At 70.6% G+C, this 14,580-nt stretch carries 15 protein-coding genes; 10 read left to right on the forward strand and 5 right to left on the reverse strand.

Annotated features, from left to right (window positions below; translation table 11 throughout):
* Window positions 1-127: 127 nt before the first annotated feature.
* Window positions 128-1,153, forward strand: coding sequence for an alpha/beta fold hydrolase (locus OG407_RS41310; RefSeq protein ID WP_405865384.1), 1,026 nt, complete (start codon window positions 128-130; stop codon window positions 1,151-1,153).
* Between the two features lie 47 nt (window positions 1,154-1,200).
* Here the strand turns inward: OG407_RS41310 and OG407_RS41315 are convergent, their stop codons facing one another.
* Both OG407_RS41315 and OG407_RS41320 read right to left on the reverse strand, forming a co-directional pair.
* Entirely contained in the window at window positions 1,201-1,740 is a 540-nt protein-coding gene (locus OG407_RS41315) for a toxin-antitoxin system, toxin component (protein ID WP_405868867.1), read from the reverse strand.
* Between the two features lie 32 nt (window positions 1,741-1,772).
* Window positions 1,773-2,429: a helix-turn-helix transcriptional regulator gene (locus OG407_RS41320; protein ID WP_328676363.1), complete on the reverse strand. Its 657-nt coding sequence runs from the start codon at window positions 2,427-2,429 to the stop codon at window positions 1,773-1,775.
* Between the two features lie 225 nt (window positions 2,430-2,654).
* Between OG407_RS41320 and OG407_RS41325 the strand changes: the two genes are divergently transcribed.
* Window positions 2,655-3,320, forward strand: coding sequence for a hypothetical protein (locus tag OG407_RS41325; RefSeq protein ID WP_403585978.1), 666 nt, complete (start codon window positions 2,655-2,657; stop codon window positions 3,318-3,320).
* A 94-nt stretch (window positions 3,321-3,414) separates the two neighbouring features.
* Here the strand turns inward: OG407_RS41325 and OG407_RS41330 are convergent, their stop codons facing one another.
* Together OG407_RS41330 and OG407_RS41335 are read right to left on the reverse strand one after the other, a co-directional pair.
* The gene (locus tag OG407_RS41330; protein WP_405865386.1) at window positions 3,415-4,176 is read right to left on the reverse strand and encodes a cache domain-containing protein; all 762 of its coding nucleotides are present in this window, start codon (window positions 4,174-4,176) and stop codon (window positions 3,415-3,417) included.
* A gap of 40 nt (window positions 4,177-4,216) precedes the next feature.
* Window positions 4,217-4,942, reverse strand: coding sequence for a FadR/GntR family transcriptional regulator (locus OG407_RS41335; RefSeq protein WP_405868869.1), 726 nt, complete (start codon window positions 4,940-4,942; stop codon window positions 4,217-4,219).
* 131 nt (window positions 4,943-5,073) lie between these two features.
* On the opposite strand from OG407_RS41335, the gene OG407_RS41340 reads away from it, so the two are divergent.
* Genes OG407_RS41340 through OG407_RS41355 form a run of 4 tightly spaced genes read left to right on the forward strand, consistent with a single transcriptional unit; the run spans window position 5,074 to window position 9,089 of the window.
* Window positions 5,074-6,111 (forward strand): ABC transporter ATP-binding protein, encoded by a 1,038-nt coding sequence (locus OG407_RS41340; protein WP_405865388.1) that lies wholly within the window; start codon window positions 5,074-5,076, stop codon window positions 6,109-6,111.
* Between the two features lie 56 nt (window positions 6,112-6,167).
* On the forward strand, window positions 6,168-7,361 hold the full coding sequence (locus tag OG407_RS41345; protein ID WP_405865390.1) for an ABC transporter substrate-binding protein: 1,194 nt from the start codon (window positions 6,168-6,170) through the stop codon (window positions 7,359-7,361).
* A gap of 3 nt (window positions 7,362-7,364) precedes the next feature.
* Entirely contained in the window at window positions 7,365-8,228 is an 864-nt protein-coding gene (locus OG407_RS41350) for an ABC transporter permease (protein ID WP_328676353.1), read from the forward strand.
* A gap of 45 nt (window positions 8,229-8,273) precedes the next feature.
* Complete coding sequence (locus OG407_RS41355; protein WP_405865393.1) at window positions 8,274-9,089, forward strand: ABC transporter permease; 816 nt, start codon at window positions 8,274-8,276, stop codon at window positions 9,087-9,089.
* 41 nt (window positions 9,090-9,130) lie between these two features.
* On the opposite strand, the gene OG407_RS41360 is transcribed toward OG407_RS41355, so the two are convergent.
* A complete protein-coding gene (locus tag OG407_RS41360) occupies window positions 9,131-10,543 on the reverse strand; it encodes an aminopeptidase P family protein (RefSeq protein WP_405865395.1) in 1,413 nt (470 codons plus the stop codon).
* A gap of 147 nt (window positions 10,544-10,690) precedes the next feature.
* Here OG407_RS41360 and OG407_RS41365 point away from each other — a divergent pair, with 147 nt between their 5' ends.
* From OG407_RS41365 to OG407_RS41380, 4 genes are read left to right on the forward strand one after another with little or no spacing between them, the layout of a single operon-like run.
* Window positions 10,691-11,851 carry an NAD(P)/FAD-dependent oxidoreductase gene (locus OG407_RS41365; RefSeq protein WP_405865397.1) on the forward strand — a complete coding sequence of 387 codons (1,161 nt, stop codon included), beginning with the start codon at window positions 10,691-10,693 and terminating at the stop codon, window positions 11,849-11,851.
* The gene (locus OG407_RS41370) at window positions 11,848-12,150 is read left to right on the forward strand and encodes a (2Fe-2S)-binding protein (RefSeq protein ID WP_405865399.1); all 303 of its coding nucleotides are present in this window, start codon (window positions 11,848-11,850) and stop codon (window positions 12,148-12,150) included. The genes OG407_RS41365 and OG407_RS41370 overlap by 4 nt, the downstream gene beginning before the upstream one ends.
* Window positions 12,143-13,594, forward strand: a complete 1,452-nt coding sequence (locus OG407_RS41375) for an FAD-dependent oxidoreductase (protein ID WP_405865401.1) — start codon at window positions 12,143-12,145, stop codon at window positions 13,592-13,594. Before OG407_RS41370 ends, OG407_RS41375 begins: the two co-directional genes overlap by 8 nt.
* Before the next feature lie 59 nt (window positions 13,595-13,653).
* On the forward strand, window positions 13,654-14,553 hold the full coding sequence (locus OG407_RS41380) for a dihydrodipicolinate synthase family protein (RefSeq protein WP_405865403.1): 900 nt from the start codon (window positions 13,654-13,656) through the stop codon (window positions 14,551-14,553).
* Window positions 14,554-14,580 lie beyond the last annotated feature (27 nt).

Here is a 14,580-nt window from a genome sequence, read left to right on the forward strand (position 1 = left end):
CGGGCGCCGGTTCGCCCGCTTAGCGGAGGCGAAACGTCACCGAAATCCCCCGGGGGACAGCGGCCCTACGCTGGAGGGAAGGGCTTTCGGCCGTCCGAGGGCGGCCAGGTGAACGGGAGGCGAGTGCGTGGAGGACGTCCCGGCACGGCGCCCGGCGCGCGCCGCACGACTGCGCTCGGTGGGTGCCGGAGAACTGGAGCTGCGGTACCGCGTCGTGCACGGATACCGCCGTGCCTTCCGCATGGCCGGCCAGGGCCCGGCGCTGGTCCTCATCCACGGCATCGGCGACTCCTCCGCCACCTGGACCGACCTGATCCCCGACCTCGCCCGCACCCACACCGTGATCGCCCCCGACCTCCTCGGCCACGGCGCCTCCGACAAACCGCGGGCCGACTACTCGGTCGCCGCCTACGCGAACGGCGTCCGCGATCTGCTCACCACCCTCGGCATCGAGTCCGCGACCCTGCTCGGGCACTCGCTGGGCGGGGGAGTGGCGATGCAGTTCGCCTACCAGTTCCCCGAGCGCACCGAACGCCTCATCCTGGTCAGCGCGGGCGGCGTGGGCCGCGAGGTCAATCCGGTGCTACGGCTGGTCTCGCTCCCGGGGTCCCATCTCGCCCTGTCCGCACTGCGGTTGCCCGGCATGCGCCTCCAAGTCGGCCTGACCGTTGGGCTGTTGCGGCTCCTCGACACCGACCTCGGCCGGGACGCCCCCGAACTCCTCACCCTCGTCGACGCGTTGCCCGACGAGACCGCCCGCAACGCCTTCATCCGCACCCTGCGCGCGGTCGTCGACTGGCGCGGCCAGGTGGTGACCATGCTGGACCGCTGCTACCTGACCGAGGGCATGCCGACCATGCTGCTGTGGGGCGACCGGGACAGCGTGGTGCCGGTCCGGCACGCGTACGGCGCCCACGAGGCCATGCCCGGCAGCCGGCTGGAGATCTTCGAGGGTGCGGGGCACTTCCCGTTCCACACCGACCCGGCACGTTTCCTCAGCCTGGTCGAGGAGTTCACCGGCACCACCACCCCCGCGCACTGGAGCCGCGAGCACTGGCGCGACCTCCTGTGCGAGGGCCGCCCCGGCGTCACGGCCCAGGGCGGCGCGACGGAACGGGACCTGCGGGAGGCGAGCGAACGCAGCGCGACCTAGCCGGGCCGGCGGCTCGACGTACGGGTCATGTGACGGACCGTCAATTCCTAGCCCCGTGGCCCCGGATACCCCAGGGCCGCCTCGATCCGCCCCGCCAGATGGTCGTGCTGGGCCGGGCCCTTGGGGGACGAACCGGCCAGCCACGTACGGCACTTGCTGGCGAGCAGCAGGCCGAAGCTCTCGGCCTCCCGCTCGTCGGCGCGCTCGAACCGGCTGCGGGCCGCCACCTTGAGGACGGTCGCACGCAACGCGTCCTCGTCGACGGTGTCGCCGAGGAGCCGGGCGGCCACCGCGGAGCCCTCCACGTGCGGGCCGCAGTGCCCGGCCTTCATGTGCCACAGCTCGTGGCCCAGGATCACCAACTGGTGGTCGGGAGCGGTGCGTTCCTCGATCACGACGAGGTCCTGGTCGGCCATGTCGAGCCACAGCCCGCTCGCGGTGCAGGCCGGGAAGGCGGCCGTACGGAACTGGACCGGGCGGCCGCGGCGGCGGCTCATCGCGTCGCACAGCGCGGCGTACAGGTCGTGGGGGCGTGCGGGTGCGCCGAGGCTCAGCTCCGCGACCAACTCGCCGCACAGGCGGCGCATCTGCCGTCCGATGCCCACCGTTCTCCCCCGGATCACGACTCGGGCCGCTTCACGCTCTCCAGGAGCATGTCCAGCCACTCGGCGACCTTGTCGCGGTGCTGGTCGGTGGGCAACTGCGCGGCCCGCCAGGCGATTCCGCGCACTCCGTGGTCCTGGAGCAGCCGCTCCAGCGGGTCCTCCGCGGCCTCGGCCGCCGCCCGCTCGCGGTCCGCGAGCTTCTGCAACAGCTCCTGCTCGGTGCGCTGGAGGGCACCCGCGAGGGCCTCGGAGTCCTCGGCGGTGAGGAACCCGGCGTGCACGCGGAAGAAGCGCTGGAGCGCGTCGCAGTGCTCCATGGTGGGACGCCGGTCGCCGTTGATGAGCGCGCCCGCCTGCTGGCGGGACATGGCCGCGCCGTCGGCGATCTCCTGCTGGGTGTACTTGCGCCCGTTGGGCTTGAGTCTGGTGCGGCGCAGCAGGTCGAGGCGTTGCAGGAACCGGGCCTGCACATCGGGTTCGCCCGCGGGACGGCCGCTCAGCAGGGCTCTGACCACCGGCTCCGGGACACCGCAGGCGACGGACAGCCGGCCGATGTGGACGACCTCGGCCTGGGGCACACCGAGCCGTTCGGCGAGCGCGGTGACGCGGTCGACGACGGCGGGCAGCAGAGCGGTCGGCGTCGTGCCCGGTACCTCGAAGCCATCCGACACCGACAGATCTCCTATACGTCTCTCACAGGCTTCTCACAAACGGCGGCTGTGAACATCCCGGAGAGTAGCGGTTGGTTCGAACTCGCATCCAGGTCTCGCCACAACTGTGGCCAATTTCAGCCGTCAACAAGCATGAAATGCCACGATAGTTGACACGGCTCGCGTCGGGGCACCAGGATCAAGGCGCCGCGAGAAGGCCGCATAGGCAAGAGGGGTGACCTCCCGATGGCATATCAGGCAGGTGGGCAGCGGTCCGCGCCGCGGCCCGTCCCCGAGAGTCCCGAGGCCCAGGCGTATCTGCTGGACTACGCCGCGTTGTTGGAGGCCGTCACTTTCCCCTCCGTCGTCATGGACCACCGCTGGGACGTGGTGTTGACCAACGGCGCGTTCAAGTCACTTTTCCGGGCGGTCGGCCCGCATCCGACGGCGATGCCGGGCGACAACTTCCTTCGCTTCGTGCTCTTCCACCCCGACGCGAGCACCGTTCTCGGTGAGCACGAGTCGAGGTGGTGTCTGCCGATGCTGGCCCACTTCGCCGCCGCCGTGGAGAGCCACGGGCACGATCACGGCCTGCAGGCGATCCGCCGTGACATCGCCCAGGACCCGATCATGGAGGCCGCCTACCGGCAGGGCCTGCCGCACTGGATCCGCGCGGTCGGCGAGCAGGCGGCCGTGGAGCACGACGGCGCGGTCCGCCCGCTGCTGCACCCTGACCCGCGCTGGGGCGCCACCGACTGCCGTGTCGTCGGCGAGACCCCCAAGACCCTTGAGAACATGGGCTATACGCGTCTGACGCTGGTCCTGCGCGAGGCCCGCCGCATTCCACCGCCCAGGGTCCGCAGGGCGGGCCGCGGTGCCGGACACCTGAGGGTGGTCTCCGCGGCCGAGTGAGCGCGGGAGCCGTGCGGCCCGCCTCAACTCCGCAGCCGGTCGGGGGAGTTCGGTACGTACGGTTCCAATTCGGCGTGCGCACAGATGAGTTCGGTCACCGCTCCGCGACCACCAGCACCAACGGCACCCCGTCGCACGGCACCAAGCGCGCCCCCTGCGCGAACCCGGCCCGGCCCGCCGCGAGGGCCTCCGCGAAATCCGGCCCCTTGCTCAGCGAACCGACCAGATGCCGGGGATCGGTCGAAGCGGCCACTCTGCCACGGGCGTTGACCAGCCGGGCCGGTCCCGGCAGCCGGTGCAGCATCGGCATCACGGCCGCCTCGAAGTGCCGTAGATACACGTCCGCCGCGGCCACCCCGGCGAACCGCCCGTCCACCAGGACCGGTGCGGACAGGGTGAGGCTGTACTCGTCCGAGCAGAGGTAGTCGACGTACGGCCCGGCGACCGCCCGCTCCCCGGTGTCGCGGGGCAGCGCGAACCAGTCCCAGTGCGTGTAGTCGGCGTACGCCGAGTGCTCGGGGTCGAGGTCGAGCAGCAGCGGTCGTATGCCGCCGTCGGAGGTGGACTGCCACCACTCCAGCCATGCGGGTACGTCGCTCAGCAGGCCCGGCGCCGCGACGAAGCCGACGCCGGACACCAACTCGTGCCGGGCGAGCCGGAGATGGAGGCCCGGGCGCAGGGCCGCGAGGTCGACGGTCGCCGGGCGGCGGGCCTGTGCGGCGACCTTGGCGAGCAGGGCCGCCGTGTCGGCGCGGGTGGTGGCCACGGCGTCGAACACGGACTCCAGAGCCGAGCGGACCCCGGCCGCGACGGACTGCTCGGGTGCCGTGGCCGGTGTTGCCGTCGCGAGGCTCATGCGTGCCCTCCAGCAGACGGGGAGCGGTCGCGGTGACGGGCTACAGGGCCAGCCGCTCGGCGATGAGCCGCGCCGTGGACTCCTGCACGCACCGCTCGGCCAACTCCCTGGCCGAATCGTGGACCCCATCTTGCACGGCCGAGATTACGGAGCGGTGACGGGCTGCGGCTTCTTCACGATATTCGTCGTTCCCGAGCACGAGACACAGCAGTGCGCCGACCTCGGTCTGCAACGCGACCTGTTCGCGGGTGAGCCGGGCCGACTGTGCGGCGGCGGCCAGCTCGACGTGGAAGCGGCCGTACACCCGGCCGCGCGCCGCCGCGTCCTGGGCGTGCGTCAACTCGTCGGCCGTGCGCCGGAGTTGGATCAGGTCCTCGGGCTCGGTGCGCTGGGCGGCGAGCCGGGCCGCGGTGCCGGACAGGGCGGCCCAGTGGTCGCCGAGGTCGCGCAGTTCCTCGGTGCTCCAGCCGCGCAGCCGGACCTTCAACCGCTCCTCGCCCGGGACTTCGGGCAGCGACACGAAGCTGCCGCCGCCGCGCCCCCTGCGGGTGGTGACCAACCCCTGCTGGCGCAGCGCCATCAGCGCCTCCCGCAGGGTCACCGTGGACACGCCGAGCTGCCCGGCGAGCTCGCTCTCGCCCGGCAGTTGCTCGCCGTCGGAGAGCAGTCCCAGTTCGATGGCGTCACCGAGCCGGCTGACGACGGCGTCGACCCGCGCCCGGTTGTCGACCGGGGCGAAGACGGCTTTCCGGGCGCCGCCGTTCATGTGCTGCTGCTGGTTCACGGTCACCACCTTGCACGTTGACTCAAGCTTTACCTTAAGGGGGTCTTGAGATTTGAACTATGGCTTCATATGTTTCCGTGCAACGTTATAGAGCACCAGAAAGGTTCCCGCCCATGGAGGGGATTGCGATCCGGCTGCGGGATCTGCGGAAATCGTTCGGGGAGACCACCGCCGTGGCCGGCGTCGATCTGGAGATCAGGGACGGCGAGTTCTTCTCGATGCTCGGCCCGTCCGGCTCGGGCAAGACGACCGTGCTCCGCATGATCGCCGGCTTCGAGAGCCCCACCGGGGGCACCGTCGAACTCGCCGGCCAGGACGTCACCGGCCTCGCCCCCTTCGAGCGGGACGTCCACACCGTCTTCCAGGACTACGCCCTCTTTCCGCACATGACGGTCGAACAGAACGTCGCCTACGGCCTCAAAGTCCGCAAGGTCCCCAAGTCCGAACGCCTCGTCCGCGCCCGAAAGGCCCTCGCAGAGGTACGACTTGAGGGCTACGGCACCCGCTGCCCCGCACAGCTCTCCGGCGGCCAGCGGCAACGCGTCGCCCTCGCCCGCGCCCTCGTCGGCCGCCCCAGCGTGCTGCTCCTCGACGAACCGCTCGGCGCCCTCGACCTGAAACTGCGCGAGCAGATGCAGGTCGAACTCAAGGCGCTCCAGCGGGAGGTGGGCATCACCTTCGTCTTCGTCACCCACGACCAGGAGGAGGCCCTGACCATGAGCGACCGCATCGCCGTCTTCGACGAGGGCCGCATCCAGCAGGTCGGCACCCCGGCCGAGGTCTACGAACGCCCCGCGACCCCCTTCGTCGCGTCCTTCGTCGGCACCTCCAACCTGCTGGAGGGCGAGTCCGCCCAACGCGTCGTCGGCACCCCGGGCACCTACAGCATCCGGCCTGAGAAGATCCGCGTCCTCATGGGCTCCGCCGAACCCGACGACCCGGACCACGAGAGCGCCGCCGGCACCGTCGCCGAGGTCGTCTACCTCGGGGACTCCACCCGCTTCCTCGTCGACCTCGACGCGGGCGGCCGGCTCACGGCACTCCAGCAGAACCTGGAGACCTCCGCCGAGGACGTCGCCGCCTACCGCGGCAGCCGGGTGCGACTGCAATGGCACCGGCGCCACACGGTGCACGTTCCCGACCCCCGCTGACCCGCTCGCTCCTCCGCCCAGCTCCTCACCCATCTCCTCCACCCATGGAGAACGCCGTGCGTCTCACCCGAACCCTTCAGGTGACGGCCTGTGCCGCCGTCCTGCTCGCCGCCACCGCCTGCGGCTCCTCCGACAGCGGTTCGTCGGGCGGTGGCCTCAACCCCCCTGATCTCAAAGCCCAGTCGAAGCTCGGCAAGAGCGAGGGCGAGGTCAACCTGGTCGCCTGGGCCGGCTATGTCGAGGACGGCTCCAACGACCCCAAGGTGAACTGGGTCAGCGACTTCGAGAAGCAGACCGGCTGCAAGGTCAACTCCAAGGTCGCCGCCAGCTCCGACGAGATGGTCAAGCTGATGAAGACCGGCGAGTACGACGCCGTCTCCGCCTCCGGCGACGCCTCCCTGCGCCTCATAGCCTCCGGCGACGCGGCCCCCGTCAACACCAACCTGGTCCCCAACTACAAGGACATCTTCCCGGACTTGAAGCTCCAGGCCTGGAACTCGGTCAAGGGCAAGGCCTACGGCATCCCGCACGGCCGCGGCGCCAACCTCCTGATGTACAACACCCAGAAGGTCACGCCCGCCCCGACCTCCTGGGCCGCGGTCTTCGACGACGCCTCCCAGTACAAGGGCCACGTCACCGCGTACGACTCACCCATCTACATCGCCGACGCGGCCCTCTATCTCAAGGCCACCAAGCCCGAGTTGAAGATCAAGGACCCCTACGCGCTCGACCAGAAGCAGTTCGACGCGGCCGTCGCGCTGCTGAAGAAGCAGAACGCGGACATCGGCGAGTACTGGAGCGACTACCTCAAGGAGATCTCCGCCTTCAAGAGCGGCGACTCCGTGGTCGGCACCACCTGGCAGGTCATCGCCAACCTCACCGCCGACGAGGGCGCCAAGGTCAAGGCCTTCGTGCCCAAGGAGGGTTCGACCGGCTGGTCCGACACCTGGATGATCTCCGCCAAGGCCAAACACCCCAACTGCGCCTACCAGTGGCTCAATTGGATCGTCTCGCCGAAGGTCAACGCCCAGGTCGCCGAGTACTTCGGCGAGGCACCCGCCAACTCCAAGGCCTGCGCCGAGACCAGCGACAAGAACTTCTGCGCCACCTACCACGCCGCCGACACCGCGTACTGGAAGAACATCGCCTTCTGGAACACGCCCATCGAGCAGTGCCTCGACGGCCGTACGGACGTCAAGTGCGTGCCGTACGCCAAGTGGGTGCAGGCCTGGACCGAGATCAAGGGCTGAGCCGTGTCCCTGCTGAACCGGACCGCGGGGGCACTGTACCGGCGCCCCCGGCTACGGCTCTCCCTGCTGCTCACCGCACCGCTGCTGTGGCTCGCCGTGCTCTATCTCGGCTCCCTGAGCGTGCTGTTCGTCTCCGCGTTCTGGACGACGGACTCCTTCACCTCCGAGGTGGTGAAGGTCTGGTCCACCGACAACTTCCACGAACTGTTCACGGTGCCCGTGTACCGGCAGGTCATCCTGCGCAGCATCGGCGTCGCGCTCGCCGTCACGGTCCTGTGCGCCGTGATCGCGCTCCCGCTCGCCTTCTACACGGCCCGCGTCGCCAAGCCCCGGTGGCGCCCGCTGCTCGTGGTCGCCATCCTCACGCCGCTGTGGGCCAGTTACCTCGTCAAGGTGTACGCGTGGCGGCTCATCCTGTCCCAAGGCGGCCTGGCCGACTGGATGTTGAAGCCGTTCGGCCTGAGCGGACCCGGGTTCGGACTACCGGCGACCGTCCTCACGCTCACGTACCTCTGGCTGCCGTACATGGTCCTGCCGATCCACACCGCGCTGGAGCAGCTGCCCGCCAACCTCCTTGACGCGTCGGCGGACTTGGGCGCGCGGGCCGGGCGGACCTTCCGCTCGGTCGTGCTGCCGATGGTGCTGCCGTCCGTCGCCGCCGGCTCGATCTTCACCTTCTCGCTCAGCCTCGGCGACTACATCACCGTGCAGATCGTCGGCGGCAAGACCCAGCTGATCGGCAACCTCGTCTACTCCAACATCGAACTCAACCTGCCCATGGCCGCCGCCCTCGGCACCGTCCCGGTCGTCGTCATCGTGGTGTACCTGCTCGCGATGCGCCGCACGGGCGCACTCAGCAGCCTGTAGATGATTCCCGACAGCCTCGACCGCCTCTGAAGGGGGTGACATGTCATGCAGCTCTCCCGTTCCGCGTGTTTCGCCCTGCGCGTGGCCGCCGGGTTCGGCTTCGCGCTGATCTACGTCCCGCTCCTGCTCGTCCTGGTCAACTCCCTCAACCCGGACCGCAGCGCGAGCTGGCCGCCGTCCACCCTGACCTTCCACTGGTGGTCGGTCGCCTGGCAGAACTCCGGCGCCCGCGCGGCCCTCTGGGTCTCCGTGAAGGCCGGCCTCGGCGCCACCGCCATCGCCCTGGTGCTCGGCACCCTGATCGCCTTCGCGGTCGCCCGCTACCGCTTCTTCGGCCGCGACGCCATCTCCTTCGTGGTCGTCCTGCCGATCGCGCTGCCCGGCATCGTCACGGGCATCGCCCTCAACTCGGCGTTCAGTAAGGTACTTGAGCCGCTCGGCGTGGGCCTCGGCCTGTTCACGGTGATCGTCGGGCACGCCACCTTCTGCATCGTCGTCGTCTTCAACAACGTCGTCGCCCGCCTCAGGCGCACCTCCGGGTCGTACGAGGAAGCCGCGATGGACCTGGGCGCCGACACCTTCCGCGCCTTCGTCGACGTCACCTTCCCGCTGGTGCGCTCGGCGCTCCTCGCGGGCGGACTGCTCGCGTTCGCGCTGTCCTTCGACGAGATCGTGGTGACCACGTTCACCGCCGGACCCGGCATCGAGACCCTCCCGATCTGGATCTTCAACAACATGACGCGCCCCCAACAGGCCCCGGTCGTCAACGTGGTGGCCGCGATACTCGTCCTGCTCTCCGTACTCCCGATCTACGTCGCCCAGCGCCTGTCCGCCGACACGGCCACCGCGAGCCGCGTCTGACGGCTGGTCACCCTGCTTGTCAGGGTGACCAGCCGACGCACTCAGCCCGCGAACTCCCTCATCCACGCCTCGACTTCGTCGGCCGAGCGCGGCAACCCCGCCGACAGGTTCTCGTAGCCGTCCGCCGTCACCAGCAGATCGTCCTCGATTCGGACGCCGATGCCCCGCCACTCCTCCGGCACCGTGAGGTCGTCGGGCTGGAAGTACAGGCCCGGCTCGACGGTGAGCACCATCCCGGGTTCGAGGACCCCGTCCACGTACTCCTCGCTGCGTGCCTGGGCGCAGTCGTGGACGTCGAGCCCGAGCATGTGCCCGGTGCCCGCCATGGTGAACCGCCGCTGGAGCGACAGCTCGTAGGCCCGCTCGGCCGGTCCCTCGATGAAACCCCACTCCACCAGCCGTTCGGTCAGGGACCGTTGGGCTGCCTCGTGGAAGTCCCGGTAGTGCGCACCCGGTTTCACCGCCGCCATGCCGGCCTCCTGGGCCTCGAACACCGCGTCGTAGACGGTGCGTTGGACCGGGGAGAACGTGCCGTTGATCGGGAGGGTGCGGGTGACGTCGGCGGTGTAGAGGCTGTGTGTCTCGACTCCCGCGTCCAGCAGGAGGAGTTCACCGGGGCGCACCGGGCCGTCGTTGTCGGTCCAGTGCATGATCGTGGCGTGCTCACCGGCGGCGCAGATCGAGCCGTAGCCGACATGGTTGCCCTCGACGCGGGCCCGGCGGAAGAACGTGCCCTCGATCCAGCGCTCCGAGGTGGCGACCGCCTGTGACAACTCCCGTACGACATCGGTGAATCCGCGCACCGTGGAGTCGACGGCCCGGCGCATCTCGCCGATCTCCCACGCGTCCTTGATCAGCCGCAGCCCGGAGACGGCCGACTCGAACTCGTCGTCGCGTTCCTCGTCGGTGTCGAGCGCGGCGTCCAGGGCCGGGTCGACGCCGCGGACGATGCGGGTGGGTGTCCCGGAGGTCTTCGCCAGATCGTCGGTGATCGTCCGGATGTCACGGCAGGGCAGGCCGAGCACCAGTGCCGACTCGGCCAGCGAGCGGCGGCGGCCCATCCACAACTCGGCGGTGTAGCCGGTCCAGAACTCGTCGGTGTCCCGGCTGTCGCGGGGGAGTTGGTAGCAGTGCGCGTCGTGGCCGCCGTCGGGGCGGGGCTCCAGGACCAGGGCACCGTCGCGTGCCTGGTCGCCGGTGAGATGCACATAGCCGGAGTACGGGCGGAACGGGTGGTGGTCGTCGTTCGAGCGGATCAGGAGCTTCCCGGACGGTACGACGAGGCGCTCGCCCGGGAAGAGCGCGGACAGCGCGGCCCGGCGGCGCGCCGCGTGCGGTGCCTGCTCGGTCGGCTCCAGATCCGTGCGCTCGGTGTCGGCCCAACCGGTCCGCATCAGGGCGGACAGCTCGTCGGAGATTCCTCGGTACAGACCGTTCTTTCGGCCCTTGGCCACGTCGGGTACCTCTTCCGTGTGCGGTGATTCAGGGTGTGGTGAGTCAGAGTGTGGTGATTCCGGGTGGTGATCCCGGGTGGTGACGGTCGCGTCGGAACATCGCGTCGGAACATACCGAGCTAGAGAGTCATGTGACATAGTACTGCTGTGAGCAAGCGACTGACCTGCGATGTCGTGGTCGTCGGAGCCGGAGTGGTGGGCGCGGCCTGCGCCCTCTACGCGGCCCGGGCGGGCCTCGATGTCGTCATCGTGGACCGTGGCCCGGTCTCCGGCGGCACGACCGGCGCCGGCGAGGGCAACCTGCTCGTCTCCGACAAGGAGCCGGGCCCGGAACTTGACCTGGCCCTCCTCTCCGGCCGCCTGTGGGCACAACTCGCCGAGGAACTGGGGGAGTTCGTCGAGTACGAGGCGAAGGGCGGCCTCGTCGTGGCCTCCACGCCTGACGGGCTCGCCGCGCTGGAGCGCTTCGCCGAGCAGCAGCGCACCGCGGGAGTCGTCGCTGGACCGGTCCAAGGCGACGTCCTGTACGACCTCGAACCCCACCTCACCCCCGGCCTCCCGGGCGGCGTGTACTACCCCCAGGACTGCCAGGTGATGCCAGCCCTCGCCGCGGCCCACCTCGTGCGGGCCTCGGGTGCCCGCCTGCTCACCGGCCGCACGGTGACGGACGTACTCCTCAAGGCAGATGGAACGGTCCAAGGCGTCCGCACCGACGGGGGTGACATCCTCGCCCCCACCGTCGTCAACGCCGCCGGCACCTGGGGCGGCGAACTCGCCGCTCTCGCCGGAGTCACCCTCCCCGTCCTTCCGCGCCGCGGCTTCGTCCTCGTCACCGAACCGCTGCCCCGCCTGGTCCGCCACAAGGTGTACGCCGCCGACTACGTGGCCGACGTGGCCAGCGACTCGGCCGCCCTGCAGACCTCGCCGGTCGTGGAGGGCACGGCCGCTGGACCGGTCCTGATCGGTGCGAGCCGCGAACGCGTCGGTTTCGACCGGGAGTTTTCGCTGCCGGTCGTACGGGCGCTGGCGGCGGGCGCGACGAAACTGTTCCCGTTCCTTGCCGACGTCCACGCGATGCGCTCCTACCTCGGCTTCCGCCCGTACATGCCGGACCACCTGCCCGCCATCGGCCCCGACCCCCGGGTCCCCGGCCTCGTCCACGCCTGCGGGCACGAGGGTGCGGGCATCGGACTCGCCACCGGTACAGGGCACTTGATCGCCCAACTGCTGAGCGACAAGACCCCGGACCTCGACCCGGCCCCCTTCCGGCCCGACCGTTTCCCCGAGTTCCCCGAGGAGGACGCGTGAACACCCCACTTCACCTCGCCGACGCCCACCCGGGCCCCGCCTTCACGGTCACCCTCGACGGCCGCGCGATCGAGGCCCTCCCCGGCCAGACCGTCGCCGCCGCCCTGTGGACGGCGGGCGTGACGTCCTGGCGCACCACCCGGGGCGAAGGTCGGCCCCGCGGCATCTTCTGCGGGATCGGCGTCTGCTACGACTGCCTCGTCACCGTCAACTCCCGCCCGAACCAACGGGCTTGCCTGGTGCCTCTGCATCCGGGCGACGCCATCCGTACGCAGGAGGGGACGGGCCTCGATGACTGACGGCCGACCGCACCTCGCCGTGATCGGCGCGGGCCCGGCGGGACTCGCCGCCACCGTCGCCGCCGCGGCCGACGGCGTCCGCGTCACCCTGATCGACTCGGCGGCGCGGGCGGGCGGCCAGTTCTACCGACAACCCGCCACCGAACTGAACGCCGGACGCCCGCAGGCCCTGCACCACCAGTGGCGGACATGGGAGCGGCTGAGGGACGCCCTCGCGCAACACGTGGAGGCAGGCCACGTAAGGGTCTTGACGGATCATCATGTGTGGCTCGTGGAGCGGCGGTTGAACCGACGGCCCGGTGACGCCGACCGAAACTCCTTCACCGTGCACGCCCTCCTCGGTCCCGCCCAGGAGTCCCCGGTCGAGGTGCGCGCAGACGCCGTCCTCCTCGCCACCGGCGGCTACGAGAAGATCCTCCCGTTCCCCGGTTGGACCGTTCCCGGAGTCCTCACCGCGGGCGGCGCCCAGGCCATGCTCAAGGGCACCCTCGCCGTCTCCGGACGCACCGCCGTGGTCGCCGGTACCGGCCCGCTCCTCCTCCCCGTGGCAACAGGCCTCGCGGCAGCCGGAGTCGAGGTGGCCGCGCTCGTCGAGTCCGCCGACCCCAAGGCGTTCCTACGACGGACCCGCGCGCTCGCCGCGCAGCCCGGCAAGGTCGCCGAGGGTGCCCAGTACGCGGCCCAACTCCTGCGCCACCGCGTGAAGGTGCTCACCCGGCACACCGTCGTGGAGGCCCACGGTGACGAGCGGCTGGAGGCGGTGACCGTCGCCGCGCTCGACACCGACGGGCGGGTCCGGCCCGGCACCGAACGCCGGATCGCCTGCGACACCCTCGCCGTCGGCCACGGCATGCTTCCGCACACCGACCTCGCGGAGACGCTTGGTTGCCGACTCGACGGACTCGACGTCCACGTCGACGACGAGCAGCGCACCGACGTCCCCGGCGTCTGGGCGGCCGGCGAGACCACCGGCATCGGCGGCGCCGCCCTCTCCCTCGCCGAGGGCCACATCGCGGGACGCTCCGCCGCGGCACGCCTGAACGGCAACGAACCCGACCCGCGCACCTGGGCGCCGGCCGCCAAGTCCCGTACGAGACTGCGGGAGTTCTTCGCGGCGCTCGACACCGTGTACGCACCGCCCGCCCGTTGGACCGATCTCGTCACCGACGACACCGTGGTCTGCCGTTGCGAGGAGGTCACCGGGGGCGCGATCCGCGAGGCCGTGGACGGGCTCGGCGCCGGTGACGTACGCACCGTGAAGCTGCTGACGCGGGCCGGGATGGGCTGGTGTCAGGGGCGGATGTGCGGGCCCGCGGTCGCGGGGCTGGCCGGGTGCCAACTCACCCCGTCCCGGCGGCCGTTCGCGCGGCCCGTACCGCTCGGGGTGCTGGCCCGTGCCGGAGGGGCCGAGCCCGAGTCCGAGTCCGAAGCCGAGCCGGAATGACCGTACGCCCTGTCCATCAGTAAAATGTCACACCCTATTCAGATGGGAACCGACCGCACATGACCACCCCCACCGCGAACCGCCCCTGGCGCGGCGTCCTCGTCGCCACCGCCCTCCCGCTGACCGACGAACTCGCCGTCGACCACGACAAGTTCGCCGAGCACTGCTCGTGGCTCGTCGACAACGGCTGCGACGGTGTCGTGCCGAACGGCTCGCTCGGCGAGTACCAGGTGCTCACGCCCGAGGAGCGCGCCAAGGTCGTCGAGACGGCCGTCGCCGCGATCGGCGGGGCGCGCGTGATGCCCGGTGTCGCCGCCTACGGCTCCGCCGAGTCCCGCCGCTGGGCCGAGCAGGCGCGCGACGCCGGCTGCGCCTCCGTGATGCTGCTGCCGCCCAACGCGTACCGTGCCGACGAGCGTTCGGTCCTCGCGCACTACGCGGAGGTCGCGAAGGCGGGCGTGCCGATCGTGGCGTACAACAACCCCATCGACACCAAGGTCGACCTGGTGCCCGAACTGCTCGCGAAGCTGCACGGCGAGGGGTACATCCATGCCGTCAAGGAGTTCTCCGGCGATGTCCGGCGTGCCTACCAGCTCGCCGAACTCGCCCCGGAACTCGACCTGTTGATCGGCGCGGACGACGTCCTGCTGGAGCTCGCGCTCGCGGGTGCGAAGGGTTGGGTGGCCGGTTACCCGAACGCCCTGCCCGCCGCGTCCGTCGAGCTGTACCACTCGGCCGTCGACGGCGATCTGGCCACGGCGAAGAAGCTGTACGAGCAGTTGCACCCGCTGCTGCGCTGGGACTCCAAGGTGGAGTTCGTGCAGGCCATCAAGCTGTCCATGGACATCGTCGGCCGGCACGGCGGCCCGGTCCGTCCGCCGCGCGTCCCGCTGCTGCCCGAGCAGGAGACCGCGGTGCGCACTGCCACCGAGAGGGTGGTCGCGGCCGGACTCGCGTAGCCAACGGCACAGTGGTTCACCGGCATT

Source organism: Streptomyces sp. NBC_01515, assembly GCF_045040345.1.
Classification (GTDB): domain Bacteria; phylum Actinomycetota; class Actinomycetes; order Streptomycetales; family Streptomycetaceae; genus Streptomyces.